Origin of the sequence: Acidisoma silvae, from assembly GCF_020618775.1 — a bacterium.
GTDB lineage: Bacteria > Pseudomonadota > Alphaproteobacteria > Acetobacterales > Acetobacteraceae > Acidisoma > Acidisoma silvae.
Genome location: NZ_JAESVB010000004.1, coordinates 75,337 through 101,703 on the forward strand (window position 1 = coordinate 75,337; position 26,367 = coordinate 101,703).

24 protein-coding genes are annotated in these 26,367 nt (G+C 67.0%); 16 read left to right on the plus strand and 8 right to left on the minus strand.

All coding sequences use genetic code 11. The annotated features are described in order from the left end of the window. Positions 1–16 precede the first annotated feature (16 nt). From ASILVAE211_RS10930 to cobJ, 5 genes are read left to right on the plus strand one after another with little or no spacing between them, the layout of a single operon-like run. Positions 17–3,151 carry a cobaltochelatase subunit CobN gene (locus ASILVAE211_RS10930; RefSeq protein WP_227321353.1) on the plus strand — a complete coding sequence of 1,045 codons (3,135 nt, stop codon included), beginning with the start codon at positions 17–19 and terminating at the stop codon, positions 3,149–3,151. Next, positions 3,148–4,248, plus strand: a complete 1,101-nt coding sequence (locus tag ASILVAE211_RS10935) for a hypothetical protein (protein WP_227321354.1) — start codon at positions 3,148–3,150, stop codon at positions 4,246–4,248. Before ASILVAE211_RS10930 ends, ASILVAE211_RS10935 begins: the two co-directional genes overlap by 4 nt. Then, positions 4,245–4,877 carry a precorrin-8X methylmutase gene (locus ASILVAE211_RS10940; protein WP_227321355.1) on the plus strand — a complete coding sequence of 211 codons (633 nt, stop codon included), beginning with the start codon at positions 4,245–4,247 and terminating at the stop codon, positions 4,875–4,877. The genes ASILVAE211_RS10935 and ASILVAE211_RS10940 overlap by 4 nt, the downstream gene beginning before the upstream one ends. Then, positions 4,877–5,602, plus strand: a complete 726-nt coding sequence (locus ASILVAE211_RS10945) for a precorrin-2 C(20)-methyltransferase (RefSeq protein ID WP_227321356.1) — start codon at positions 4,877–4,879, stop codon at positions 5,600–5,602. The genes ASILVAE211_RS10940 and ASILVAE211_RS10945 overlap by 1 nt, the downstream gene beginning before the upstream one ends. Next, positions 5,599–6,414: a precorrin-3B C(17)-methyltransferase gene (gene cobJ, locus ASILVAE211_RS10950; protein WP_227321357.1), complete on the plus strand. Its 816-nt coding sequence runs from the start codon at positions 5,599–5,601 to the stop codon at positions 6,412–6,414. Before ASILVAE211_RS10945 ends, cobJ begins: the two co-directional genes overlap by 4 nt. Here cobJ and ASILVAE211_RS10955 read toward each other — a convergent pair. Then, positions 6,348–7,139: a cobalt-precorrin-6A reductase gene (locus ASILVAE211_RS10955; protein WP_227321358.1), complete on the minus strand. Its 792-nt coding sequence runs from the start codon at positions 7,137–7,139 to the stop codon at positions 6,348–6,350. The genes cobJ and ASILVAE211_RS10955 overlap by 67 nt on opposite strands. Between ASILVAE211_RS10955 and cbiE the strand changes: the two genes are divergently transcribed. The 3 genes from cbiE to cobM are packed head-to-tail and all read left to right on the plus strand — an operon-like array spanning position 7,139 to position 9,479. Then, entirely contained in the window at positions 7,139–8,350 is a 1,212-nt protein-coding gene (gene cbiE, locus ASILVAE211_RS10960; RefSeq protein WP_227321359.1) for a precorrin-6y C5,15-methyltransferase (decarboxylating) subunit CbiE, read from the plus strand. The two genes, ASILVAE211_RS10955 and cbiE, sit on opposite strands and share 1 nt — an antisense overlap. Beyond that, a complete protein-coding gene (locus tag ASILVAE211_RS10965) occupies positions 8,347–8,721 on the plus strand; it encodes a cobalamin biosynthesis protein (RefSeq protein WP_227321360.1) in 375 nt (124 codons plus the stop codon). The genes cbiE and ASILVAE211_RS10965 overlap by 4 nt, the downstream gene beginning before the upstream one ends. Further along, the gene (cobM, locus tag ASILVAE211_RS10970; RefSeq protein ID WP_227321361.1) at positions 8,718–9,479 is read left to right on the plus strand and encodes a precorrin-4 C(11)-methyltransferase; all 762 of its coding nucleotides are present in this window, start codon (positions 8,718–8,720) and stop codon (positions 9,477–9,479) included. Before ASILVAE211_RS10965 ends, cobM begins: the two co-directional genes overlap by 4 nt. Here the strand turns inward: cobM and ASILVAE211_RS10975 are convergent. Further along, positions 9,467–10,546 (minus strand): cobalt-precorrin-5B (C(1))-methyltransferase, encoded by a 1,080-nt coding sequence (locus ASILVAE211_RS10975; protein ID WP_227321362.1) that lies wholly within the window; start codon positions 10,544–10,546, stop codon positions 9,467–9,469. The genes cobM and ASILVAE211_RS10975 overlap by 13 nt on opposite strands. 50 nt (positions 10,547–10,596) lie before the next feature. On the opposite strand from ASILVAE211_RS10975, the gene cobA reads away from it, so the two are divergent. The 4 genes from cobA to cobS are packed head-to-tail and all read left to right on the plus strand — an operon-like array spanning position 10,597 to position 14,521. Beyond that, positions 10,597–11,415 carry a uroporphyrinogen-III C-methyltransferase gene (gene cobA, locus ASILVAE211_RS10980; RefSeq protein ID WP_227321363.1) on the plus strand — a complete coding sequence of 273 codons (819 nt, stop codon included), beginning with the start codon at positions 10,597–10,599 and terminating at the stop codon, positions 11,413–11,415. After that, on the plus strand, positions 11,415–12,734 hold the full coding sequence (locus ASILVAE211_RS10985; RefSeq protein ID WP_227321364.1) for a cobyrinate a,c-diamide synthase: 1,320 nt from the start codon (positions 11,415–11,417) through the stop codon (positions 12,732–12,734). Before cobA ends, ASILVAE211_RS10985 begins: the two co-directional genes overlap by 1 nt. An 8-nt stretch (positions 12,735–12,742) precedes the next feature. Further along, positions 12,743–13,753: a nicotinate-nucleotide--dimethylbenzimidazole phosphoribosyltransferase gene (gene cobT, locus ASILVAE211_RS10990; protein ID WP_227321365.1), complete on the plus strand. Its 1,011-nt coding sequence runs from the start codon at positions 12,743–12,745 to the stop codon at positions 13,751–13,753. A gap of 15 nt (positions 13,754–13,768) precedes the next feature. Continuing rightward, entirely contained in the window at positions 13,769–14,521 is a 753-nt protein-coding gene (gene cobS, locus ASILVAE211_RS10995) for an adenosylcobinamide-GDP ribazoletransferase (RefSeq protein WP_227321366.1), read from the plus strand. 20 nt (positions 14,522–14,541) lie between these two features. On the opposite strand, the gene ASILVAE211_RS11000 is transcribed toward cobS, so the two are convergent. After that, positions 14,542–15,474 (minus strand): LysR family transcriptional regulator, encoded by a 933-nt coding sequence (locus ASILVAE211_RS11000; RefSeq protein ID WP_227321367.1) that lies wholly within the window; start codon positions 15,472–15,474, stop codon positions 14,542–14,544. Positions 15,475–15,536: 62 nt separating this feature from the next. On the opposite strand from ASILVAE211_RS11000, the gene ASILVAE211_RS11005 reads away from it, so the two are divergent. The 4 genes from ASILVAE211_RS11005 to ASILVAE211_RS11020 are packed head-to-tail and all read left to right on the plus strand — an operon-like array spanning position 15,537 to position 20,293. Then, entirely contained in the window at positions 15,537–16,409 is an 873-nt protein-coding gene (locus ASILVAE211_RS11005; RefSeq protein WP_227321368.1) for a sugar phosphate isomerase/epimerase family protein, read from the plus strand. After that, complete coding sequence (locus tag ASILVAE211_RS11010; RefSeq protein ID WP_227321369.1) at positions 16,406–17,152, plus strand: gluconate 2-dehydrogenase subunit 3 family protein; 747 nt, start codon at positions 16,406–16,408, stop codon at positions 17,150–17,152. The genes ASILVAE211_RS11005 and ASILVAE211_RS11010 overlap by 4 nt, the downstream gene beginning before the upstream one ends. Positions 17,153–17,201: 49 nt before the next feature. Beyond that, the gene (locus tag ASILVAE211_RS11015; RefSeq protein WP_227321370.1) at positions 17,202–18,974 is read left to right on the plus strand and encodes a GMC family oxidoreductase; all 1,773 of its coding nucleotides are present in this window, start codon (positions 17,202–17,204) and stop codon (positions 18,972–18,974) included. Positions 18,975–18,991: 17 nt separating this feature from the next. Beyond that, the gene (locus tag ASILVAE211_RS11020) at positions 18,992–20,293 is read left to right on the plus strand and encodes a c-type cytochrome (RefSeq protein ID WP_227321371.1); all 1,302 of its coding nucleotides are present in this window, start codon (positions 18,992–18,994) and stop codon (positions 20,291–20,293) included. A 139-nt stretch (positions 20,294–20,432) separates the two neighbouring features. Here the strand turns inward: ASILVAE211_RS11020 and ASILVAE211_RS11025 are convergent, their stop codons facing one another. The 5 genes from ASILVAE211_RS11025 to ASILVAE211_RS11045 all read right to left on the minus strand — a co-directional run bounded on the left by ASILVAE211_RS11025 (position 20,433) and on the right by ASILVAE211_RS11045 (position 26,357). Next, complete coding sequence (locus ASILVAE211_RS11025; RefSeq protein WP_227321372.1) at positions 20,433–21,326, minus strand: hypothetical protein; 894 nt, start codon at positions 21,324–21,326, stop codon at positions 20,433–20,435. A gap of 164 nt (positions 21,327–21,490) precedes the next feature. Then, on the minus strand, positions 21,491–21,850 hold the full coding sequence (locus ASILVAE211_RS11030) for an MGMT family protein (RefSeq protein WP_227321373.1): 360 nt from the start codon (positions 21,848–21,850) through the stop codon (positions 21,491–21,493). Continuing rightward, the gene (locus ASILVAE211_RS11035) at positions 21,847–23,235 is read right to left on the minus strand and encodes an amidase (RefSeq protein ID WP_227321374.1); all 1,389 of its coding nucleotides are present in this window, start codon (positions 23,233–23,235) and stop codon (positions 21,847–21,849) included. The genes ASILVAE211_RS11030 and ASILVAE211_RS11035 overlap by 4 nt, the downstream gene beginning before the upstream one ends. Before the next feature lie 49 nt (positions 23,236–23,284). Beyond that, entirely contained in the window at positions 23,285–25,093 is a 1,809-nt protein-coding gene (locus ASILVAE211_RS11040; protein WP_227321375.1) for an AMP-binding protein, read from the minus strand. Beyond that, positions 25,086–26,357 (minus strand): MSMEG_0569 family flavin-dependent oxidoreductase, encoded by a 1,272-nt coding sequence (locus ASILVAE211_RS11045; RefSeq protein WP_227321376.1) that lies wholly within the window; start codon positions 26,355–26,357, stop codon positions 25,086–25,088. Before ASILVAE211_RS11045 ends, ASILVAE211_RS11040 begins: the two co-directional genes overlap by 8 nt. Positions 26,358–26,367 lie beyond the last annotated feature (10 nt).

Consider the following 26,367-nt stretch of genomic DNA (forward strand, 5'->3'; position numbering starts at 1 on the left):
GCGAAACCGAACCGCCATGCATATCCTGTTTCGGGAAGGCCATGGGCTGGAGGAGGGCGAACAGGCGACGGAGCCCGGCGGCGCGCCCGCCGATATCCTGTTCCTGTCCTTTTCCGATAGCGACCTGAGTGCGGCCGCTGCGGCCCCGCTGCCCGCTGGTTTCCCGAGCCTGCGGCTGGAGCGGATTTCCCGCTTCCTGCATCCGCTCTCGGTCGATCTGCTGTGCGAGCAAATTGTCGGCCAAGCGAAGGTCGTCGTCATCCGCCTACTCGGTGGCATCGACTACTGGCGCTACGGTATCGAGGAGATTGCCGCGACCTGCCGGGCTGCCAGTGTTCCGCTGGCCGTGCTGCCGGGTGACGGAAGGGGCGATGACCCGAAACTGGCCGCGCTCTCCACCATGGCGGCCGAGGCACGGCTGGCGATAGACCGCTGCTTTCGCGAAAGTGGTGTGGCCAATATCGCGCGCGCTTTGCAGGGCGCGGCTCATGCGGCTGGGTTGTGGACGGATAAGCCCGGCGAAGCACAACCGCTGCCGGCCTGCGGCCTGTTCGGCCAGCCGATAGGCGCGCCCGACGCGGTGATCCTTTTTTATCGCTCGCATCTTCTGGCCGGTGAAACGGCACCGGTCACGGCGCTGGCCGAGGCTTTGGCGGCGCGCGGTCTGGGTGTGCGCGCGCTTTATGTCGACAGCCTCAAAAGCCCGACCGGGGCGGCTTTCGTGCGGGACTGGCTGATCGCATGGAAACCAGCCGTCATCCTGAACCTGACCGGATTTTCGGCGCGGCTGGGCGAGGCGCCTTCGCCTTTGGAGGCAGCGGGATGCCCCATTCTGCAATGCGTGCAGGCGGGCTCGTCGCGTGTCGCCTGGGATGCGTCCGCGCGCGGCCTGTCCCAGGCCGATCTCGCCATGCAGGTGGTCCTGCCGGAGGCGGACGGCAGGCTGCTGACGACGGCGATTTCCTTCAAGGAACGGGATGAGAGCGGTCAGGCGCGGCTGATGCCGGACGCGTATGGTGTGGCCCTTGCGGCCGACCGTGCTTTGGGCTGGGTGCGGCTCGCCGCAACACCCGCCGCCGCACGGCGCGTCGCCATCATCCTGTCCGACTATCCGGCCGCCGAAGGGCCTGTCAGCCATGAGCTCGGCTATGCCGTGGGGCTGGACTCTATCGCCAGCATCGAAGCCATTTTGTCCCGTCTCAAGGACGTGGGGTATGAAACAGGACGCGATGCGCCGCTGGACTTGGCAGCGCTGGGCCGGAGAGAGGTGCTGACGCGCGGCAATATCCGTATCGCCGTGCAGCCGGATCGTGCCGGCTCGGCCGACCGCAAGACGGCCTATCATGACCCGGATGCGCCGCCTGCGGCCGATTACATCTCCTTCTATGATGGCCTGCGCCGGGACGTGGATGCCATCATCCATCTCGGCACGCATGGCACGCTGGAATGGCTGCCGGGCAAGCCGGCGGCGCTGTCCGCCGATTGCTGGCCGCTGCGGCTGACGCGCGGCCTGCCGGTGATCTACCCCTTCATCGTCAATAATCCCGGAGAGGCCGCGCCCGCCAAGCGCCGCCTGGGCGCGGTGACCATCGGTCATCTGACGCCGCCACTGCAACGCGCCGGCCTGTCCGGCCGCGCCGAAACGCTGGAGCGGCTGATCGACGAATTCGCGAGCGCCGATGGGCTGGACCGTCGCCGCGCGGCCAAGCTGAAAAAGGACATTCTGACGGAAGCCCGCGCCACCGGCCTGCTGGCAGAGGCCGGGGCAAGGCTGGAGGAGGAGGGCGAGGACGCAGCACTCGCCAAGCTCGACGCCTATCTCTGCGACGTGAAGGACATGCAGATCCGCGACGGGCTGCACGTTTTCGGGCAGGCCCCGGCGGAAACCCAGCGCGCCGGTCTGCTGGCGGCGCTCGTTGCGGCAAGCCCCGATATCGCGCCTGACACCTTGGCCGCAAAACTCGATGCCTGCGCGGAGGCGGAAATGACGGCTCTGCTGGCCGCTCTGGACGGGCGTTTCATCCCGCCAGGGGCCGCCGGCGCGCCGACGCGCGGCCGAGCGGACGTGCTGCCCACGGGCCGCAATCTCGTCACCTTCGATCCGCGCCTGATCCCGACACGCACGGCCATGCAATTGGCCGAAAAGGCCGCGAAAGCGCTGCTCGCCCGCCATCGTCAGGAACAGGGGGATTGGCCGCGCGCTCTGGTCATCGACCTCTGGGGATCGGCCACCATGCGCACGGGCGGGGAGGATTTCGCGCTTGCCCTCATCCTGCTCGGCGTGCGTCCGCTGTGGGACAATGGCACCGGCCGCGTGAACGGCTTCGAGGTTTTGCCGCTGGCCGAGATTGACCGGCCGCGCGTCGATATCAGCTTGCGCATTTCCGGCCTGTTCCGGGACGCTTTCGCGGGTCAGATTTCCTTATTTGATCAGGCGGTGCGGGCGGTGGCAGGCCGGGAAGAACCGGTGAACCTCAATCCGCTCGCCGGCCAGCACGGCGCGCGCGTCTTTGCGCCGGAGGACGGACGCTATGGATCGGGCGTCGATCTCGCGGCCAATCGTGCGGACATTGCGCGCGGCTATATGGCAGGATCGACCGCTCTGGACGGAACGGACGGAAAATTCGCCGCGCGCATCGCGGCGGCCGATGGCTTCGTCCATGGCCAGGACCATGCCGAAACCGACGTGCTGGAAAGCCCCGATTACGCGGCGCATGAGGGCGGTTTCGCCGCCGCCGCCGCTATGCTGGGCGCATCGCCTGCGCTCTATCACCTGGATACGGCGAACCCCGATGCGCCAAGGGCCAGACTGCTGGCCGAGGAAATCCGCCGCGTCGTGCGCGGGCGGGCAGCCAATCCGCGCTGGATCGCCGGGCAGATGCGGCATGGCTATCGCGGCGCCGCCGAAATCGCCCGCGCGACGGAAAGCCTGACCGGCTTCGCCGTCACCCTGCCGGACCGCTTCGACGCGCAATTCGATCTGCTGTTTGATGCGACGCTGGGGGACGAGGCGGTATCGGCCTTTCTGGCGGCCGAAAACCCGGCGGCGCTGGCCGCTATGCGCCGCCATTTCAACCGCGCGCTGGCGGAAGGTTTTTGGCGGCCTCGCCGCAACAGTCTCGCGGCGCTCATGAGCGAGGCAGCGGAATGACGGCCCCGGACATGGTGCGGGGCTGGTGCCCCAGCCTGTTCCGGCCGATGGAATCGGGCGACGGCTGGCTGGCCCGCGTGCGTCCGCAGGCGGGCTGTATTTCGGCTGACCTCGCCTTGGCCGTGGCCGAGGCCGCCGCGCGCTTCGGCAATGGCATTATCGAAGTCACCAACCGCGCCAATATCCAGATACGTGGCCTGCAACCGGCCACCATCGCGCCTTTTACGGACGCCATCGAAGCGGCGGGCGGTGCGGCGGGTGAGGGTAGCCGGCTGCTGGTCTCCCCGCTTCTGGGCGCGGACCCCACCATGGCGGCGGATACGGTGCAAATCGGTAACGCCGTCACCCACGCCCTTCATGACATGGCGCTCGCGCCCAAATTCGGCATCGTCCTCGATGGCGGTGGGGCGTTGCCGCTGACCGGCATCGGCCTGGACATCACCATCCGTTATCGCGAAAGCGGCTGGCAGATGAATGGCGAAGCCTGCGCGCCCGGCGATATTGCCGCACGGATTCAGGCCCTGGCGGGACAGACGGCCCGCGTCATCACGCGCGCCGGCGCCGCCCCCAAACCCGGTTATCACGCCGATAGCTTTGCCCTGGTCGCGCCGGCCTTCGGCCAGATGACCGCCGCCGCCTTCGGCGGCCTGGCGCGTCTGGCGCAAACCCATGGCGACGGCCATCTGCGCCCGACGCCCTGGAAAAGCCTGTGCATCGCGGGCGTCAGGTCAGGTGACGCGACCGGGCTTCTGGCCTCAGCGCAAAGCCTCGGCTTCATCACCACCGCCGATGACGGGCGGCTGTCCATCGTGACTTGCGCGGGCCAGCCCGCCTGCGCGCGGGGCGAAGTCGAAACCCACATGGCGGCGGCGATGCTGGCGCAGCACCGCCGGGCCAGCGATTCGCTCATCCACCTTTCGGGCTGCGCCAAAGGCTGCGCCCATCCTGGCAAGGCGCCGCTGACGCTCATCGGCCGCGACGGCCTCTTCGACCTCGTGCATGACGGCGGCACCGCCGATATGCCCGCGAAATGTCATCTGACCTTGGCGCAAACACTGGCGCAAATCGCTGCGGTGATGCACAGCCTGCCGTCATGACCGACCGCGACGATTACATCCGCGATGGCGCTGCCATCTATGAACGCTCCTTCGCCATCATCCGGGCCGAAAGCAATCTGTCCCGTTTTTCGGATGCAGAAAGCCGCATCGCTGTGCGCATGATCCATGGATGCGGCATGGTGGAAGTGGCGGACGCCATCCATTTCGGCGGCGGCTTCGCGGCGGCCGGCCGCGCCGCGCTGCTGGCCGGCGCGCCGATCCTCTGCGATTCCAAGATGGTGGCGCATGGCATTACCCGTGCGCGCCTGCCGGCGAATAACGAGGTGATCTGCACGCTGGACGCGCCGGAAACGCCGGCGCTTGCCAAGCGCATCGGCAATACCCGGTCGGCGGCGGCGCTCGACCTTTGGGGCGACAGGCTGCGCGGCGCGGTCGTCGCCATCGGCAATGCGCCCACGGCCTTGTTTCATCTGCTGGAACTGCTCGATGCCGGCGCGCCGATGCCCGCCGCCGTCATCGGCCTGCCGGTCGGTTTCGTCGGCGCGGCGGAATCCAAGGAAGCGCTCAGGGCCGATGGCCGCCTGCCTTATCTGATCGTCGAAGGCCGGCGCGGCGGCAGCGCCATGGCGGTTTCGGCCGTCAATGCGCTGGCGAGCGACGCCGAGTGATGAGCGGTCGTCTCATCACGCTCGGCATGGGGCCGGGCGACCCGGATCTGATCACCGTCAAGGCCGCGCGCATTCTGGGCCAGGTACCGGTTATCGCCTTCTTCGCCAAGGTCGGCCGCCAGGGCCATGCCCGCAGCATCGCGAGCAGCTATCTGCGCGAGGGTGTGGAGGAATTGCGCTTCGACTATCCGGTGACGGTCGAAATCCCCCATACCGACGGCCGCTATATCGACGCCATGACCGGCTGCTACGATCATGCGGCCGAGGCCATCGGCGCGCGTCTGGCGGCGGGCCAGGACGTGGCGCTGCTGTGTGAGGGCGATCCCTTTTTCTATGGCTCGTCCATGTATCTGTTTGACCGCCTGCGTGAGCGTTTCCCCATGGAGGTGGTGCCCGGCGTGCTGGGCATGACCGGCTGCTGGGCTCAGGCGCAGGCGCCGATGACCCATGGCGATGACGTGCTGTCCGTCGTGCCCGGCACCCTGCCGGAAGACGAGCTGATGGCGGCACTCGCGCGCACGGATGCCGCCGTCATCATGAAGCTGGGCCGCAATCTGGCGAAGGTCCGCCGCGTGCTGGCGGCGCAGGGACGGGCCGAGCGCGCCATCTATGTCGAGCGCGGCACCATGGCCGATAGCCGCATTCTGCCGCTGGCCGAGATCGCGGACGGCGCGGCGCCCTATTTCTCCATGATCCTCGTCCCCGGCCGCCAAGGTCAGCGATGAGCAACAAACTGCCCGGCGCGCTGTTCGTCATCGGCCTCGGGCCGGGCGATGCGGCGCTGGTGACGCCGGAAGTCACGGCCGCACTCGCCCGCTGCACCGATGTCTTCGGCTATTTCCCTTATGTCGCCCGCGTGCCGGAGCGGCCCGGCCTGATGCGCCACGCGTCCGACAATCGGGAGGAGATCGCCCGCGCCCAGGCGGCGCTCGCTTGCGCGGCGGCAGGCGGGCAGGTGGCCGTCGTCTCGGGCGGTGACCCCGGCGTTTTCGCCATGGCCAGCGCGGTGTTTGAGGCGATCGAGCACGGCCCGGCCGCGTGGCAGGCGCTGGATATTCAGGTTCTGCCCGGCATTTCCGCCATGCTGGCCGCTGCCGCCCGCGTCGGCGCGCCGCTGGGCCATGATTTCGCGGTCGTCTCGCTCTCTGACAATCTGAAGCCCTGGGAGCTGGTTTTGCACCGGCTGCGCGCGGCGGCCTCGGCCGGTTTCGCGCTCGCTCTCTACAATCCCATCTCCCGCGCGCGGCCCTGGCAATTGGGTGCTGCTTTGACGGCACTCCGCGACATTCTGCCGCTAGAGACGCCCGTTATTTTCGCTTCCGCCGTCACGCGGCCGGATGAGCGGATCGAGATTCTGACGCTGGCGGAAGCGGCGGCCGAACCGGACCGCGCCGATATGCGGACCATGGTCCTTATCGGCACGGCCGAAACGCGGCGCATCGCGCGTGGCGATGGTTTGAGCGACTGGGTCTATGCCCCGCGTTCGGCCGGGCCGCGATCGACCGGGCCGCGTTCGGCTGGGGCGCGACCGGCATGAGCGCTGATCCAGGCCAGCGCCTCGGCCGGGGTTTCAACTGTCTCGCCCGGTGGCGGCGCTTGCCGCGCGACCATGATCACGGGCAGGCCCAGCGCGCGGGCCGCCTCCAGCTTGCCATCCGCGCCGCCCGAATTTTTCGTCACAACGATCTGACTTTGCTTGATTTTCAACAGGGCGCGTTCGGCCTCGGCATCGAAGGGGCCGCGTCCGGTGACAATCTCCGCATGCGGCGGCAGCAGCGCGGGGTCGGGCGTATCGACACTGCGAATCAGATAGTCATGCTGCGGCGCCAGATCGCGGAAGGGCAGCAGATCCTGCCGGCCGATGGTGAGGAAGACGCGCTGCGCTTTGGCGCCGATGGCGCGCGCTGCCTCGGTGACGCTGGTCACCATGCGCCAGTCGTCGCCGGGTACGGGCTGCCAGCCGCTGCGCTGAAGAACCAGCCTTGGAATTCCCGCAATCTCAGAGGCTTGTGCGGCATTGGTGGATATCTGGTTCGCGAAAGGATGGGTCGCGTCGATCAGCAGATCGACGCTTTCGGCGCGGAGATAATCGTCCAGACCGGCCACGCCGCCGAAACCGCCGATGCGATGCGGAATGGGCGGCAGAACCGGAGAGGCGGTGCGCCCGGCGAAGGACAGGACCGGGGCAACCCATTCCTGCACCGCCAGCAGCCGGGCAAGACCGGATGCCTCGGTCGTGCCGCCCAGGATAAGAACCCGCAATGGTAAGCCGTGTGCCATGGCTGACGATTGTCGGCATCGGCGAGGACGGTGTCGAGGGGCTGACGGCTGCCGGCCGCGCGGCGCTGACCCAGGCGCAGATCGTGGCGGGCGGTGAGCGGCATCTCAATCTGGCGGCCTCCCTGATCGGCGAGACCGAGGCCTATACCTGGCCGAGCCCGATCACGGATGCCGTGCCGATCATCGCGTCCTGGCATCCGCGCCGGGCGGTGGTGCTGGCCTCGGGCGATCCCTTTTGCTTCGGCATGGGCTCGCTGCTCGCCAAACAAATTCCCATCGGCGAAATCCGCACCATTCCCGCGCCGTCCGCCTTCAGCCTGGCCGCCAGCCGGCTGGGCTGGGCTTTGCAGGAAGTCGCGACCATTTCCTTTTGCGGCCGGCCGCTGGAAGCCATTCGCCCATTGCTTCAGCCAAAATCCCGCATCCTGGCGCTATCGGCCGATGCCGGCACGCCTTCGGCTCTGGCCGCGCTGCTGACGCGCTGGGGTTTCGGCGATACCACCATCCGGGTGTTGGAACAGATCGGCGGACCGCAGGAGGATTCCTTCAGTTTCAAGGCGTCACGCGGTATTCATGATGCGGTGTCCGCGCTCAACCTGATGGCTTTGGACGTCGCGGGCGGTCCTGCCTTGCCGCTCAGCCCCGGTCTGGATGAGGACTGGTTCGAGACGGACGGGCAGATCACCAAGCGGGAAGTGCGGGCGCTGACCATCGCTTCGCTCGCCCCCCGGCGCGGCGAATTGCTATGGGATATCGGCGCAGGTTCGGGCTCCATCGGCATCGAATGGATGCTGCGCCACCCCGCCAATCGCAGCATCGCCATCGAGGCGCGGGCCGATCGTGCCGCGCGCATCACCCGCAATGCCCAAAACCTGGGGGTGCCTGCTTTGATCGTGCGGCAGGGGCAAGCGCCGGACGCGCTGGACGGCTTTCCGGTGCCGGATGCGGTCTTCATCGGCGGTGGCGCCGCAAATCCCGCAATAACAGAACTTTGCTGGTCGGCTTTGAAATCCGGCGGCCGGCTTGTCGTCAATGCCGTGACGCTGGAGACCGAGCGCGCGGTGCTGGATCTGCACGCGCGCTGGGGCGGCCGGCTGACGCGCATCGGCATCGAGCGGCTGGAACCTTTGGGGACGATGCAGGGCTTCGCGCCGGCACGGACCGTACTGCAATATCGGGCGGTAAAACCATGATTGTTGCGGGCATTGGCTGCCGCACCGGCATTTCCGCCGAAGCTATCATCCAGTTGCTGGAGGATGCCGCCGAACTGGGTTTCGAGAGGCCGGATCTGCTGGCTGTGCCGGAATTCCGCAATGCCGAGGCCGGCATTCTGGAAGCCGCCGAAACCCTGGGCCTGACCATCCTCTGGATCGCCAAATCGGACCTCAAGGGGGAGCAGGGGCGCTGCCTGACACGATCCCGCCGGGCCGAGGCCGAGGTCGGGCTTGCCTCCGTCGCCGAGGCGGCGGCGCTGGCCGCGACCGGCCCGTCCGGCCGGCTGGTTCTGCCGCGCATTTCGGCTGGCGGCGTCACCTGCGCGCTGGCGGAAGGGCGCGTGCATTGACGGTCTATTTCATCGGTGCCGGACCGGGCGCAGCGGACCTGCTGACGCTGCGCGGGCGGGATATCCTGGCCCGCTGCCCGGTCTGCCTCTATGCCGGGTCCATCGTGCCGCGTGACATGCTGGTCCATTGCCCGGATGGGGCAAGGCTGATCGATACCGCGCCGATGAACCTGGATCAGATTACGGCCGAATATGCGGCGGCCAATGCTGCCGGGCAGGACGTCGCGCGGCTGCATTCCGGTGATCTGTCCCTCTACAGTGCCGTCGCCGAGCAGACCCGGCGGCTGGATGGCTTAGGCATCCCCTGGGTGATGGTGCCGGGCGTGCCGGCCTTCGCTGCCGCGGCCGCCGCCTTGGGGCGAGAACTGACGGTGCCGGGTCTGGCGCAAAGCCTGGTTCTGACCCGCATGGACGGCCGTGCCAGCCCCATGCCGCCGGGTGAAAAACTAGCGGCCTTCGCGGCGACGGGGGCGACCCTCGCCATTCATCTGGCGATCCATCGGCTGGGTGAGATCGTGGAGACGCTGACGCCCCATTACGGCGCGGATTGCCCGGCCGCCATCGTCGCCCGCGCCACCTGGCCGGATGAGCGTGTCATGCGCGGCAGCTTGGCGACGCTGGTCGCGTTGCATGAGGCTGATCCGGTGGCGCGCACGGCGCTGGTGCTGGTCGGGCCGGCGATAGACCCGGCCGGCTTCCGCGAAAGCGCGCTCTACAACCTCGATTACGTCCGCCGCTTTCGCGGTCAGGACAACTGACCGTGCCGCGCCATCACTTGGCCGGTGCGGTCGAAGATCACGATATCCAGGGCAATGGGCGCGTCGCCCAGCACATCCTGCGCGACCGCATGGGCGCGGGCGGCGATAGCGGCGGCAAGCGGCAGGTTTGTCGCAAGTTCAAAGGCATGGAGCGTCGTATTCGCGTTCGCGATGGCCTCCGTCAGCGCAGCATCCGCACCAATGCCGCGCGCAATGGCGGCCAGTTCAGTGGCATCCACCGCGCCGCGCTTGGAATGCAGGTCCAGCCGCCCTTGCGCCAGTTTGGTCATCTTGGCCGGGCCGCCGGCGATGGTGACGCGCGGCACGGGATGGCGCTTCAGATATTTCAGCGTTCCGCCGGCGAAATCGCCCATATCGATCAGCGCCTGTTCGGGCAGGCCGTACAGCGCCTGCACGGCTTCCTCCGACGTGCGGCCGGTCGCCGCCGCGACATGGGAGAGATTCAGCGCGCGCGCTACATCGACGCCGCGATGAATGCTGTCGATCCAGGCCGAGCAGGAAAACGGAATCACAATTCCCGTCGTGCCGAGGATGGACAGGCCGCCGCGAATGCCCAGTCGCGGATTGAGGGTTTTTTCCGCGAGCCTTTCGCCGTCATCGACGCCGATGTCCACCACCCAGTCGCAGCCGACACCGGCTTCGGTCGAAACGGCTTCAAGCGCTTCCGTCATCATGCGGCGCGGCACCGGGTTAATGGCGGGCTCGCCCGGCGGAATAGGCAGGCCGGGCAGGGTCACCTGACCGACGCCGGGGCCGGCCCGGAACAGAATGCCGCTGCCCGTATCGCCCCGGGAAACCGTCGCGCGGATCAGAGCGCCATGCGTCACATCAGGGTCGTCGCCAGCGTCCTTGACGACAGCGGCCATGGCGGCGTTTGGAAGCAGCCTGGTCTCGGCCAGGGCGAAAGCGGCCTCCTGGCCGCCGGGCAGCCGGATGGTGCAGGGGTCGGGGAATTGGCCGGTCAGCAGGGCCATTGCCGCCGCGCGCGTGCCGGCGGTGGCGCAAGCGCCGGTCGTCCAGCCGCGACGGAGAGAGGGCGTATCCACACGCCGGAACCTATAGGGGCCGTGACGGCAAGTCACGGTGGAGAATGGGAATGACGGTCGAGACGGCGCTGTCGCGCCTCATGGCACAGGGGCCGAGGCTGGAACCGGGCCATGTCTGGCTGGCGGGCGCTGGCCCGGGGGATGTCGGGCATTTGACGCTGCACGCGGTCTCGGCGCTGGCCCAGGCCGATGTCGTGCTGACGGATGCGCTGGTCGGGCCGGATATCCTGTCTTTGCTCAAGCCCGATGCCGAACTGATCTATGCCGGCAAGCGCTGCGGCCGGCCCTCCGCCGAACAGGCGGGCATTTCCGCGCAACTGGTAGCGCAGGCCCAGCGCGGCCGGCGCGTGCTGCGGCTGAAGGGGGGCGATCCCTTCGTCTTCGGCCGGGGCGGCGAGGAGGTTCTGGCGCTGGTCGAGGCAGGCATTCCCTTCCGCGTCATTCCCGGCCTGACGGCGGGCGTGGCGGGTCTGGCGGCGGCCTTCATCCCGGCGACCATGCGCGGCATCAATCAGGCCATCATCTTCGCGACCGGCCATGGCGCGGAAAGCCAGCACGCGACGCTGAACTGGGAAGTGATGGCCAGCCTCGGCCAGCCCATCGTGCTCTATATGGGCGCAAAGCGCATCGGCACCATCGCCCGCCGCCTGATGGCCGGCGGCATGGGCGCGGATATGCCGGCCGCGCTGATTATCGGGGCCACCACGCCCGATATGGCCGTGACCGTCACCGACCTCGACCACATCGCCGAGACGGTGGGCGACGCGGATGAGGAAGCGCCCATGCTGATCGTCATCGGCCGCATCGTCGCCATGCGCGCGAAGATTATGGACCTCGTCGCGGCGGTGGAGCCGGAACTCTGCCGCTGATGGCAAAGGGTCTCATCCTTGCCGCGCCACGCTCGGGCTCCGGCAAAACCACAGTCACGCTGGGTCTGGCCGCCGCGTTGAAGGCCAGGGGGCTGGTGGTCGCGGTCGCCAAATCCGGCCCGGATTATATCGACCCGGCCTTTCATGCCGCCGCCACCGGGCGGCCGGTCCTGAACCTGGACAGTTGGGCCATGCCGGCTGGGCTGCTGGACGGGCTGCTGGCCGAGGCGGTCAATGGCGCCGATATTCTGATCATCGAAGCGTCGATGGGCCTGTTTGATGGTGCCGATGTGGGCAACGCGCCGGCCGGCGCTTCGGGCCGCGCCGCCGATCTTGCCGCGCGCTACAGCCTGCCGGTGGTGCTGGTGACCGATGTGTCGGGCCAGAGCCAGACGGCGGCAGCGGTCGCGCGCGGCTTCATGGGCTTCGAGCCGGGGGTCGACATCGCCGGCATCATCCTCAACCGCTGCGGCAGCCCCAAGCATGAGGCCGGCATCCGCCCGGCCATGGCGGCCATCGGCCTGCCGGTCCTCGGCAGCCTGCCGCGCGACGCGAAGCTGACGCTGCCAGAGCGGCATTTGGGTCTGGTGCAGGCGCAGGAGACGGGAGACCTCGCGGCCCGTATCGATGCGCTGGCGACGCTTGCGGAAACGCGCTTCGATCTGGACGCCATCATCGGGCTGGCGAGGCCCATTCCGGCCGTGATCAGCGACATGCCGGCCATCCGCCCACCGGGACAGCGCATCGCGGTCGCCAAAGATGCCGCCTTCACCTTCGTCTATCCCCATCTTCTGGCCGGCTGGCGCGCGCAAGGCGCCGACATCTCGTTCTTTTCGCCGCTCGCGGATGAAGCGCCGGATGAGCGCGCAAGCGCCTGCTGGCTGCCCGGCGGCTATCCGGAACTGCACGGGGCCGCGCTGGCCGCCGCCACGCGCTTCAAGACCGGCCTTCGCGCTTTCGCCCAAACCAGACCTGTCCATGGCGAATGCGGCGGTTACATGGTTTTGGGCGCAACGGTGACGGACGCCGCTGGACAAACTCACGAAATGGTGAGACTGCTCAACCACGCGACGAGTTTTGCAGTGCGAAAAATGCACCTGGGCTATCGCCGCGCCAGGCTGCTGTCTGACAATCCGCTCGGGCCGCAAGGCATGCGTCTGCGCGGCCATGAATTCCACTACGCCACCGTCTCCGACCCAGGAGACGACTCACCTTTTGTCGAACTTGCGGACGCGAAGGGCTCGGCCCTAGGTGCTGCCGGCAGTTGCCGGGGCCAGGTCACGGGCAGCTTCTTTCACCTCATCGCACCGGAGGAGTGATTGGTATGATGGCCAATACCGCAGATTTTCTTCAGGATCTGGTGCGCAAACTGCCTGGCGCCGATGTGGCCGCAGCCGCAGCCGTGATGCAGCGCCAAGCCATTCTCACCAAACCGCCGGGTAGCCTCGGCGTGCTGGAAGAGGCGGTTTCCTGGCTGGCCGCCTGGCAGCGGCGGGACATGCCGCGCCTGGATCAGGTCGATGTCGTTGTCTTCGCCGGCAATCACGGCGTCACCGCGCAGGGCATCTCGCCCTATCCGTCTTCGGTGACCGAACAGATGGTGGCCAATTTCGAGGCCGGCGGCGCGGCCATCAATCAGATCGCCAAAGCCAATGGCGCGGCCTTTTCCGTGGTGCCGCTGATGCTGGATCGGCCGACCGCCGATTTCACGGTCGAGCCCGCCATGACGCCGCTGGAATTCCGCCGCGCGCTGGCCGTCGGCTATGACGCTGTGGTGCCGGGCACCGATCTGCTCTGCCTGGGCGAAATGGGCATCGGCAATACCACGGCCGCCGCCGCCATCTCGGCGGCCCTCTTCGGCGGTCCGGCTGCGCGCTGGGCCGGACGCGGCACCGGGCTGGATGCCGATGGGGTTAGCCACAAGGCCGCCGTCGTCGACCGCGCGCTGGCGCTGCATGGCGAGGCGCTGAATGACCCATGGGAAGTCGCCCGCCGCCTGGGCGGACGGGAGACCGCCGCCATTCTCGGCGCCGTGCTGGCTGCCCGCCGCCACAGCATTCCGGTGCTGCTGGACGGTTTCGTCTGTTCCGCCGCAGCCGCCCCTTTGTCGAAACTGCTGCCCGATGGGCTGGACCATTGCATGATCGGCCATGTCTCGGCCGAGGCCGGGCATCGCCATCTGGTGCAGGAACTGCACCGCCCGGCGCTGCTGAATCTCGACATGCGGCTGGGCGAGGGGTCAGGCGCCGCACTCGCCGTCTCCATCGTCCGGGCCGCCGTCGCCTGCCATACCGGTATGGCGACCTTCACCCAGGCCGGCGTCACGAATCGCGATTGAGTGGAGCGCCGCGCCATGGCGATCCTGGGTGATCTGGTCTCGGCCTTCGGGCTGCTGACGCGCCTGCCGCTGCCGAAGGCCCGCAGCGTCAGCTCCATGGCGGCGGGCGTCTGGGCCTGGCCGCTGGCCGGGCTGGTCGTCGGGCTGATCGGCGCGGCCGTTTATGGCCTGACCTGGCACTGGCATCTGTCGCCCTTTCTGGCCGGCTTGCTCTCTGTCCTGGCCATGGTGATCGCCACGGGCGGCTTTCATGAGGATGGGCTGGCCGATACGGCGGACGGTATCGGCGGCGGTGCCACAGCCGAACGGCGGCTGGCGATCATGAAGGACAGCCGCATCGGCAGTTTCGGCGGTCTGGCGCTGATCGCCTCTGTCGGTCTGCGGGTGGGGGCCTTGGCGCAGATCGCGGAGCCGCATCTGGTTGTGCCGGCGCTGCTGGCGGCGGCCATGGCCGGCCGCGCTGCCATGGCCGGCGTGGTGCTGCTCTCGACCCCGGCGCGGCCCGGCGGGCTGGCGGCGGCGCTGGGGGATTTGGACCGCACGCGCGTCTATGCCGGCTGGGCCATTGCCCTGCTGCTCAGCCTGACCGCCCTGCACGGTCATCACCTGCTGCCGGTCGTCGTCATGACCGTCATCGCTGTTCTGGCCATGGCCGCACTCGGCCGCCGTACCCTCGGCGGCTATACCGGCGATACGCTGGGTGCGACCGAGCAGCTGACGGAATGCGCGGTCCTGCTGGCGCTGGCGGCGATATCAGCCCCCGTTTGATCGAAAAGCTGGCGCTGACCTCAGAAGGGGAGCACCACGGGTTTTTCCTCAATCTGCGCCATCGTGCGTGCCATCGTAATGAAACGCTGCAATTGCGGCGACAGCTGGCGGCGGTGGATCATGCAGACCGGGATATGGGCATCGCAATCGGCCAGCGGGCGCACGACGACGGCGCCCCCTTGTTCGGCAATGGCGCGCGGCACGATGCCGACGCCCATGCCGGCCGCCACCATGCCCGTAATGCCGGTGATATTATTCACGAGCAGGCCGATGCGCGGGGCGAGGCCCGCCGCCGCAAACAGGTTCTGCACGCTTTGTCCCAGGCCGAAGCCGGGCTGATCGTCGATCTGAATCAGTTTCTCGGTCGACAGCGATAGCAGCGAGACGGCACTGGCCTGCGTCAGCGGATGACCCAGCGGCAGCACCGCTGCCAGCTCCGAACGGCTGAACTCCTCCACCACCAGTTCCCGCGCCAGACTGCCGAAGGGCGTGCGCACGAAAGCGACGTCCAAAGTCTGTTCCAGAACCTGATTGATATTGTCTTCCACGGCGCGCGCCGAGAATTCCAACGTGATGTCGGGCCAGGCGGCGACGAAGCGGCGAATCAGCGCCGGCAGCAAAGGCTCGGCCATGATCGAAAAGCTATAGCCGATATCCAGGCGCCCGATTTCACCGCGCCGCGCGCTGCGGGCAACGCGCAGGCTGCGCTGCGCTTGCTCCAGCGTTGCACGCGCTTCCGGCAGCATGGCGGCACCCGCCGGCGTCAGTTCCACCCCACGGCGCAGGCGGCGGAACAATTGAAAGCCCAGCTCATCTTCCATGGTTTTGATGAGTTGGCTGATGGCAGGCTGAGCAATGCCAAGACGCTCGGCGGCCTGGCCGAAGCTCAACAGCTCGGCGGCAGTGACGAAAGTCCGGAAATGGCGCAGCTCCATGTCTATGACATAAGTCAATCTTATCGATCTGACTAGTTTGTCAGGCTTGTCTCTTATGTCTGGCGGCGCATTTTGCGCCCATGCCCACCGACCAGTCTCCGCCGCCTCGTCCGGCTCCGCCCCTCAACGAATTGTTTATCAATACGATTCTTCTGGGCGGCACGGTGAATGAGAAGATTGCCGCCATCTGCGCCGCCGGATTCGACGCGGTCGAAATCTGGCGTCAGGACGTGGAAGCGGCCGGCAGCGTCTCCTCCGTGCGCAGCGCGCTGACCGATCGCGCCCTCGGCCTTGTCGATTATCAGGTTCTGCTCGACTTCGACGGCGCGCCTGACAGCAAGCGCGCGGCCAAGCGCGACGAGGCACTGGCGATGCTGGAAACCGGCCATGCGCTCGGCGCGCATACGCTTTTGGCGCCGGCATCCACGGACCCGGATTGCGAGCCCGATCGCATCGTCGCGGATATCGGCTGGCTGGCAGACCGCGCGGCGGAGATGGGGATGCGCATCGCCTATGAGCCGATGGCCTGGAGCACGCGCGTCCATACATTGCCGATGGCAGCTCAGATTTTGGATGCCGCGAAACGACCCAATCTTCTTTTCGTGGTCGATTCATTTCATATTTTTTCGCGCGATCGCACGGTCGCCGATGTGGCCGGCATCGCGGCGGATCGCATCGCGCTCGTGCAGCTCTCGGATTATGGCAAACCCATCGCACCCGGCCAGCATAAGCAGGTCGCGCGGCACAGCCGTCTTTTGCCGGGCGATGGACAATTTCCTATTGGCGGCCTGCTTCGGGTGCTTGCGGATATCGGCTATGCCGGACCGATCGGCCTCGAAGTTTTTAACGATGAATTGAAGACTCTCGATCCAATGGAAGTCGCTGGCCGTGCGATGGTCGCTCTTCGCCGCAGCCTCGATGCGTCTTTCACATGCGAAAGTGCAAAACCGTGACATCTCCCATTCTGCGTCGCGACCTGCTGGGAACGGCAGCCGCGCTGGTCGGCACCGCCGCCACTTTGCCGGCGGCCGAAGCCGCTCAGATATCGGGCAGCCTGCCCTGGTCGCCGAGCGAAGGCACGCCGCCGCCGGTGGAACCGACGCAGCCCTATACTTGGGAATTCTTCACGGCCGACGAGGCGGCGCTAGTCGGCGCGATTGCCGATCGCATCATTCCGGCTGATGACCTCAGCATCGGTGGCAAGGAAGCCGGCTGCGCCGTCTTCATCGATAAGCAGCTGGCCGGCAACTATGGCAAAGGCACCAATTACTATCTGAAGGGGCCTTATCGCCCCGGCACGCCGCAGCAGGGACCGCAGACGCTGGAAACCTTCGCGCAGCGCTACCGCGAAGGCCTGGCCGCGCTCGTGGCCTTCTGCGCGTCGAAACATGGCGGCGCCGCTTTCACCACCCTGTCGGCGGCCGACCAGGACGCGTTGCTGCATGAGATGGAAGCCGGCGCCTTCTACACCGGCCCAGTCACCAGCACGGCTTTCTTCAATCAGCTGATCCAGAATGTGCGGGAAGGCTATTTCGCTGATCCCATCTATGGCGGCAATAAGGACATGGCGGGCTGGAAGCTGATCGGCTTTCCCGGCGCCCGCTATGACTATCGCGACGTCATCGGCCGTCGCGGCGAAAAACTCGATCTGGAACCGGTCGGCCTGATGGGGCGGCCCGGTTGGAATCCTGCCTGATGGGCAGCTTGGTCCCTGTTGCCCATCCGACTGCATGTGAGGTTACCCCATGGCACTGAAACGCCCGAAGGCTGACGCCGTCATCATCGGTCTCGGCTGGGCCGGTTCGCTGATGGCGAATGAACTGACGATGGCCGGCCTGAATGTCGTCGCCATCGAGCGTGGCGGCTGGCGCGATACCAGCACCGATTTCCCGACCAGTATGGATACGGATGAGCTGCGCTACGCGACCCGCCGCGAATTGCTACAGCCTCTGTCTGTGGAAACCATGAGCTTCCGCAACAATCCCGGCCAGCAGGCGCGGCCGCTGCGCGATTTCAATACCTACCAGTTCGGCTGGGGCGCGGGTGGCGCGGGCAGCCACTGGAACGGCATGACCTGGCGCTTCCTGCCGAATGATTTCCAGACCTACAGCAATACGGTTGCCAAATACGGCAAGGGTCGTTTCGTTACCGGTCTGACGGTGCAGGACTGGGGCGTGACCTATGACGACCTGGAACCCTTCTACGACAAGTTCGAGCGCTACGCTGGCACCTCCGGCAAGGCCGGCAATATCAAGGGCGTGATCCAGCCCGGCGGCAATGTTTTCGAAGGGGCGCGCCAGCGCGACTATCCGCTGCCGCCGCTGGAGCGTACGCGCGCGGCCGAACTTTTCGATATCGGCGCCAAGGAACTCGGCCTGCATTCCTTTCCGGTGCCGGCCGGCAATACCTCGGGCGCCTATGTCAATCCGCTCGGCATTCACATGGCGCCTTGCACCTATTGCGGCTATTGCGAATTCTTCGGCTGCGGCAATTGGTCGAAAAGCAGCCCCAATGCCTGCATCCTGCCGGCGCTGATCCAGCGCCCCAACTTCACCGTCATCACCGAAAGCGAAGTGATGAAGGTGAATCTCACGCCCGACAAAAAGATGGCGACGGGCGTCACCTATATCGACAAGCAGGGCCGTGAATGGGAACAGCCAGCCGATATCGTGGTGATCTCGGCCTATCAGATGGACAATGTGCGGCTGATGCTGCTGTCCGGCATCGGCAAGCCCTATGACCGGGCTTCGCTCACCGGCGTCGTCGGCCGCAATTATGCGAACCAGACGGTGTCAGGCGCAGGCGTCTTCTTCGAGAACGAGAACCTCAATCCCTTCATCGGCGCGGGCGCCTTGGCGCAATCGGCCGATGACTACAACAGCGATAATTTCGATCACGCGAAGCTCGATTTCATCGGCGGCGCCAATATGCTGATCCATTCCACCAATGGACGGCCGATCGGCTCGGCCAATGTCGTGCCGCCAGGCACGCCGCGCTGGGGCAGCGAATGGAAGAAGACCTACAAGGACAGCTATCAGGTCGGCAATTCCATCTACAACCAGGGCAACAGCTATCCGCATGAGGACGTCTTTCTTGACCTCGACCCGACCTATACCGATCGCTTCGGCCGCCCGCTGCTGCGCGTGACCTTCGACTGGAACGAGAACGACAAGCGCTCCGGCCATTTCATGGCCGATCGTGCGGTGGAATTCGGCCATGCCATGAACGCCAAGATGGTCTTCAGGAACGAGCCGACCGCCAAACACTTCTCGCCGATGGACAATCTGTCTTCCCACACCACGGGCGGCGCCATCATGGGCGATGACCCGATGACGAGTGCGGTGAACCGCTATCTGCAAAGCTGGGACGTGCCCAATACTTTCGTCTGCGGCGCCAGCGCTTTCGCCAATAATGGCGGCTACAACCCGACCGGCACGGTCGGCGCTTTGACGCTTTGGGCGGCGGAGGCGATCAAGACAAAATATCTGAAGTCGCCCGGCGCGCTCGTGTCGCTGTAAGAGAGGTCAACACAACCATGTTCACCTTTCGCCGTATCGTCGTCGCTGTCGTCTGCCTAGGCTTTCTGGGCGTTATTGGCGCGGGCGCGCTCTATGCCTTCAACCGCGCCTATTACAGCAGCCAGATCGCCGAGACCGCCGCGCCGGCGCCCACCGCCGGTCAGATCGCGCGCGGCCATTACCTCGCACTCGCCGGTGACTGCATTGCCTGCCACACCGCGCCGGGCGGCCAGCCCTATGCCGGCGGCCTGCAGCTCAATACCGGCTTCGGCCTTGTCGCGGCCAGCAACATCACGCCTGACAAGGACACCGGCATCGGCGGCTGGACCACGAAGCAGTTCATCCTGGCCATGCATCGCGGCATCGGCGACCACGGCAAGCGGCTGTACCCGGCCATGCCGTACACCGCCTATGCCAAGGTCTCGGACGCCGATCTGACCGACATCAAGGCCTATCTGGATACGCTGCCGGCGGTTCATCACGACGTCATCGCCAACCAGATGCCGTTCCCCTTCAATATCCGTCTGATGATGGTCGGCTGGAACATGCTGTTCTTCGATCTCGGCGGCCAGCAATACAAGAATGACCCGACCCAGACGGCCGAATGGAATCGCGGCGCCTATCTGGTGCAGGGTCTGGAACATTGCTCCACCTGCCACACGACCAAGAACCTGCTGGGCGCGGATGAGTCCGGCAAGTTCCTGCAAGGCACGGATCTCGCCGGCTGGTGGGCGCCCGACCTGACGTCCAATAAGCGCATCGGTCTCGGCTCCTGGTCGGAAGACGATATCGTCGACTTCCTCAAGACCGGCGCCAATGACCGCATGGTCGCGGCCGGCCCGATGGCGGAAGCCGTGCATAATTCCACCCAGCATCTGACGGTGCCGGACCTCCATGCCATGGCCGTCTATTTGAAAAGCCTGCCGGCGTCCGACGATAGCGCGCCGTCTCCGGTGCCGGCCAATATTCCGGCGATGGTCGCCGGCCGCGCGATCTATGCCGAGAACTGCGCCGCCTGCCACGCCTTGAACGGCACCGGCGTGCCGGGCATGGCGCCGGCCTTCGTGCACAGCCCCTCGGTGCAGGCGCAGAATCCGGAAAATATGATCCGCACCATTCTGGCCGGCGGTCATGTCGCGGCGACGGAGATCAACCCGACGGCTGCCTCCATGCCGCCCTTCGACTGGAAGTTTACCGATGCCCAACTGGCGGCGGTGACGACCTATCTGCGCAACAGCTTCGGCAATGCGGCCCCGGCCGTGACGGCGGATGAGGTTGCGGCCAAGCGCAAGGAAATCGGCGCGCGGGCGACGAACTAACCGCGGAGAGCCGTCATGCCCGCGAAAGCGGGCATCTTCTAAGCCTCGCCGCTGTGCCAAAGGACGAGGATTCCCGCCTGCGCGGGAATGACGGTGTTTCAGCGAAAACCTTAAACGCCCAGGGCCAGTCGTCGTTCGGCTACTGGCCCGCCGGCATCCCGTGATCGAGGAGCGAGACCTCGATCGTCCCGGCATGGGGATAGGGATGACGGTCGCTGAGCCGGGCATGTTCCGTCCGGCCGGTGACGAAGGATAGCTGGCGCGCGATCAGCGTCGCCTTGGCGCGGTCTGATTCGAAAAAGAAGGCGACGCCCGGCCAGCGGTTCGGGTCCGGTGCGATGACGATGCTGGTAACGGCATCGCCCTCGGCTTCCAGCAGGCGCGCGAAGCGCGCCGCGTTCGCAGCTTCGCCCGCCGGAAAATTCAGCATCACGCTCATGGGATAGGTGACGGCAACCGGCGCCGGCGCGACTGCGGGCATGGCCGCGCCCTGGGGAACGGCCGGGGCGACGGCTGCCGGTTTCACTGCGGGCACGGCAGGGGCCGGCGGCGCAGGCATCGGCGCAGGTTTAACCGGAGCCGCGACGACCAAAGGCGGGGCCGTCACCGGCTTGGCGATCGGCTGCGGCTTGGCGGCGGGAACCGGGGCAGGAACCGGGGCAGGAACTGGGGCGGGAACCGGGGCGGGCGGGGTGTCCGGCCCGACCAGCATAACGGTCGGGGGTGGTGTCGCGGGCGCGGCAACCGGGGGTACCGGTCTTGGCTCGGCGACAGGTTTCGGACCCAGCAGGTCCGTCCGCCAATGCGGCGCGGCAAAGAGAGCGATCTCTACGACCACGATCACGCCCAGCACCGTCATGCCTGCCCGATAAAGCTGCGGGCGCATGCCACGGCGCTTTGCGCTGGCCGTTCGCGGCGCTGCCCTGTGCTGCAAATCGGCGGCCGTCGTCTCCATCAACCATTGCACGGAGCCTGTGCGGCCGGCGGCGGGCAAGGGCTGCGGCTGGGACGGCTGGCTGTGGGGCAGGGGCAAAGTCACCTCGAACGATCGCGTGCGCCGGGCCGCTTGTAACGCAATATCCTTTCCAGGCGATTCACCAGATCGGTGAATTTCCCTAACACTTTAGGAGCCGCACGGATTTAGAGCGCAATTGTCCAGTGCGGGCCAGCGGGATGGCGGCACCGGTCTGACAGGGGTCAGGAATCCCGCCAGCGAAAGCGCTCCAGATTGAAGCGGCCACGATCGTTGAATTCCACGCCCTCCTGTTCCAGCAGGCGCCGCTGCAGGACATCGCCACCGTTGCGCGATTGGCCTGTTGAAATCTCGCCCTTGGCATTGACGACGCGATGCCAGGGAATTTGGGCGCCGTTGTCCAGGTTTTGCAGAATATGCCCGACCAGCCGGGCGCGGCGCGGCAGCCCGGCCATGGCCGCGATCTGGCCATAGGTCGCGACCCAGCCTTTGGGAATGCGGGCGATGACGGCGCATATGGCCGCCACCGCCTGGTCGGTCTGGACAGGCGCCGCCTGGGGCGGCCTGCGTTTCGGCGGCGTCACAGGGCCGGCGCGCGCAGATGCCAGTCGGTCGCCTGCTGATAGGCGAAGCCGATGCGCAGCACCTCGGCCTCGGCAAAGGGCCGGCCGATGATCTGCAAGGATAGCGGCAGGCCCTGGGCTGAAAACCCGTCCGGCAGAGCGAGCGCGCAAAGGCCCAGCAGGTTGACGACGCGCGTCATCTCGCTCGGCGCGGTCGTCTCGTCCACGCCTTCCACCGCGCGGGCGGGATAGGGGGTGGTCGGCGTCAGCAGCGCATCCACGCCATCCATCGCGGCCAGGAATTCCGCCTGCATGTCCGGGCGCCGCCACAGCAATTGCAGGTAGTCCTTCGCCGCAACGCGCCCCGCCAGAATGCGCGCGCGGACAGGCTCGCCCATCGGGCTTGCCGCATCCTCGGCCAGATGCCCATGCGCAGCATAGGCTTCCGCCGCCATCACGACATGGGACAGGCGGGCATAGTCCGAGAAGGGACCGGGCAAGCGGATAGGCACGATGGTGGCACCCAGCCGTGCCAGTACCTCGGTTGCGGCCTCATAGGCGGCGGCGACCTCATTGTCCCAGATCACGCCGCAATCGCTTCCCGTGATGCGGCCCAGGCGCAGGCCCGCGACACCGCGCTTCAGCCCGGGCAGCGGGTCTTCGGGGATAATGCCGAAGGTCAGTGCGTCCGCTGGGTCCGCGCCCTGCATGGCGCGATACATGACGGCTGCATCTTCCACCGTGCGCGCCATCGGCCCCGGCGTGTCCAGCGTCGGGCTCAAGGGCTCGATACCGGTATTGCTGATGCGCCCGCGCGTGACCTTCAAGCCGGTAATGCCGTTGAAGGAGGCGGGAATGCGCACCGACCCGCCCGTATCCGTGCCGATGGCGAGCGGCGCCAGACGCGCGCCGACCGCCACGCCCGATCCGCTGGAAGACCCGCCCGGCGTGTAATGCGCCTCTGCCGACCACGGGTTGCGCGGGGTGCCGAGATGCAGATTGGTGCCCCAGCCGCCGAAGGCGAATTCCACCGTATGGACCTTGCCCAGCATGATGGCCCCGGCCTGCACCAGCTTGCGCACCACCTGTGCCGTCTGCCGCGCCGGGCGGCCGAGATGAATCTTGGACCCGGCAGCATAGGGTTTGCCGGCGACCTCGATCAGATCCTTGATGGCGAAGGGAATGCCGTGCAGCGGCCCCAGATCATGCCCCGCGCGCAGTAGCAGGGCAGCGCCTTCCGCCGCCAGGCGCGCGTCATCGGCGTAAAGATCGATGAAGGCATGAAGCCGGGGGTTGAGGCGATGGATGCGCGCCAGCAAGGCATCCACCGCATCGACCGGGGAAAAGGCACCGCTGCGATAGCCGACCGCCAGATCTTGCGCGGACAACAGGCTCAGATCAGTCAAAACGTCATCCTTCTTGTCTCTGACGCGGAGGCTGAAGGATGAAGCCGGATCACGCAAGCGTCGGCAGATCGGCCAGCACGCGGCGCAGCACCTTGCCCGAGCGCGTGCGCGGCAAGGCATCCAGAAACACGATCTGGCGCAGGGCGGCCAGGGCGCCGATCTCATCCCGCACCGCTGCGATCAGGGTGGCGCGCAGGCGGCTTTCGGCAATGGCGTCGTCCCGCCGCACGACATAGGCCACCGGCACTTCGCCGCGCTGCCCGTCGGGCTTGGCCGTGACCGCGCATTCGATGACGGCGGGGTGGCGGGACAGCACCTCCTCGATCCGCCCGGCGGAGATGCGGCGGCCGGCGACCTTCAGCACATCGTCCAGCCGCGCCATAACCTGCACCTCGCCATCCGCGCCGATCAGCCCATGGTCGAAGGTCCGGTAGAAGCCCGGAAAACGGTCCAGATAGGTCTGCGCCATGCGTGTCTCGGCCCGCCACAGGCCGGTGAGGCAGCCGGGCGGCAGCGGCAGGCGGATGGCCAACTCGCCCTCGCTGTCCGGCGGCAGCAGCGCGCCATCGGGGGCGAGAACGCACAGATCGGCGCCCGGCACGGCGCGGCCGATGCCGCGCGTGGCGACAATGCCCAGGCCGCGCAGGCTGCCGGCGATGGCCGAGCCGGTTTCCGTCTGCCACCAGTGGTCATGCACCGGCCGGTTCGTGACGTGGCTGGCCCAGTGCAGCACGCTGCTTTCCGCCCGCTCACCCGCCACATAAATGGCGGCGAGGTTTTTGAGGTCCGCCTGCGCGGGATGCGACCCATCCGGGTCGCTGGCGCGCATGGCGCGCAGCAGGCTGGGCGCGGTGAACAGCACGCGCACCTTATGCCGCGCGCACAGGCGCCAGATTGTGCCCGCGTCCGGCGTGGCGGTGGCGCTGCCCTCGTACAGAAGGCTGGTGCAGCCGGCCAGCAGCGGGGCGTAGACGCCGTAGGAATGGCCCACTACCCAGCCCAGATCGGCGGTCGAGAAAAATACATCGCACGGCCCCATGTCATAGACCTCGGCCATGGAGCGCATCAGCGCCACGGCATTGCCGCCCTGATCGCGCACCACGCCCTTGGGCTGGCCGGTGGTGCCGGATGTATGCAGGACATACAGCGGATGCGAGGCAGGCACGGGCAGGGCGCTGGCGGGCGTGGCAGCGGCCATGGCAGTTGCGAAATCATGCACGGGGATCGGCAGCGGTGCAGCAGGCGTACCCGCGCGGTGCAGCAGCAGGCAGGCATCGGGTTGGTGCGCGGCCCGCAGCAGCGCCTCGGTGACGGCGGGCAGCAGCGGCATCGGCCGCCTGGCGGTATAGCAGCAGGTGGCGGTGACGATCAGGCGCGGCTGTGCGTCATCAATGCGGCTGGCGAGTTCCGGCCCTGCGAAACCGGCGAAGGCCACCACATGCACGGCCCCCAGGCGCGCGCAGGCCAGCATGGCGATGACGGCTTCCGGCACCGGCGGCATGGTGATGAGAACGCAGTCGCCCGGCATCACGCCGAGGGCCTTGAAGGCACCCGCGCAGCGCCCGACGGCGTTTAGCAGCTCGGCATAGGTATAGCGCGCAGCGTCGCCCGAGGCCGGGCTTTCCCAGATCAGCGCGGTTCTGCCGCCATGACCCGCCGCCACATGCCGGTCCAGCGCGCTTTCCGTGATGTTGAGCACACCATCGGGAAACCAATCCGCCATGCCGTCCGGCCGGAGTGTAAAACCGGTTTCAGGTTGCCTGCGCCAAGCGATATCGCGGCTCGCGCTCAGCCAATAGCTGGCCGGGTCCGTGCGGCAGGCTTCGACGGCTGCCGTGTAGCGGGCGTCGTCAGGCATCGACGCGCACATGGGCGGCGATGCGCTCGGCCAGAAAGCCCGCATCCCGCGCGACGCCTGAAAAGCGGCCAGACCCCCAGGTGTGCATCCAGGGCAGGCCAAGGAAGTAAAGGCCCGGCTGGGCCGTGACGCCGCGCTTGTGGCCGGGCATGCCGCGCCCGTCGAAGACCGGCACATCGATCCAGCGGAAATTGGCGCGGAAGCCGATGCACCAGACGATGCTGGTAATGCCGGCGTCCTTCAGGTCCAGCGACAGGTCATCCGGTCCCGGCGTCCAGACCGGCGTGTAGCGGGCTTCCTCGGGTGCCGCGATCCCTGCCTTGTCGATGAAGCGGTCAATGCTGGTCTTGATGCTTTCGGACGTCGCGTCGGCGGAATCGAGCAGACCGGCCAGACCGGGGCGGATGACCAGTCTGCCGTCTTCCAGCCCCTCGGCGCGGCCGTAGAGCTGCATCCCTTCCAGCGCGCGCTGGCGCAGGTCGATATCGCGCCCGCCGTCGCGGCCCGTGACATAGTGATTGGTATTGTCGCGCACGCCTTCCTTCAGCGGATGCTGATCCACCGGCATGTCGTAATAGCCCATGCTGTCCAGCCAGCCGACGACGTCGCGCCCGCGATAGCGCCGCGCGACACGGGGTGCGTCACCCAGGCAGAGATGCACGTCGCGGCCGGCGATATGCAGGTCTTCCGCAATCTGGCAGCCGGACTGGCCACTGCCGATAACCAGCGTGGCCCCTGCCGGCAATTGCTCCGGCCGCAGATATTCCTGTGAATGGATCTGCGTGATGGCGGGGTCTATGGCATAGGACCAGTTGGGCCGCACCGGGTCATGATAGCCGCCCGTCGCGACCACAACCTGATCGGCGGTCAGGGTGCCGCGATCGGTCTGGATCAGAAAACCGTCGCCGTCGCGCGACAGGCGGCGGACGGAGACGCCCGTGTGCAACGGCACCGGGAAGGAGGCCACGAAACCCTCGATATAGCGGACGATTTCGTCGCGCAGCATGAACCCGTCCGGGTCCGTGCCGGCATAGGGATAGCCCGGCAACTGGCATTGCCAATTGGGCGTGACGAGACAAAACGTGTCCCAGCGCTCATTCCGCCAGCTATGGCCGGCGCTGTGCCGTTCCAGCACCACATGGTCGATACCGGCCTGATGCAGATGCCAGCTCATGGAAAGCCCGGCCTGACCGCCGCCGACAATGGCGACGGAGACATGGGGCGGCAGGGGAGTGTCTGAAGGCGGGCGGGAAAGCGCGTTCATGATTGTTGAT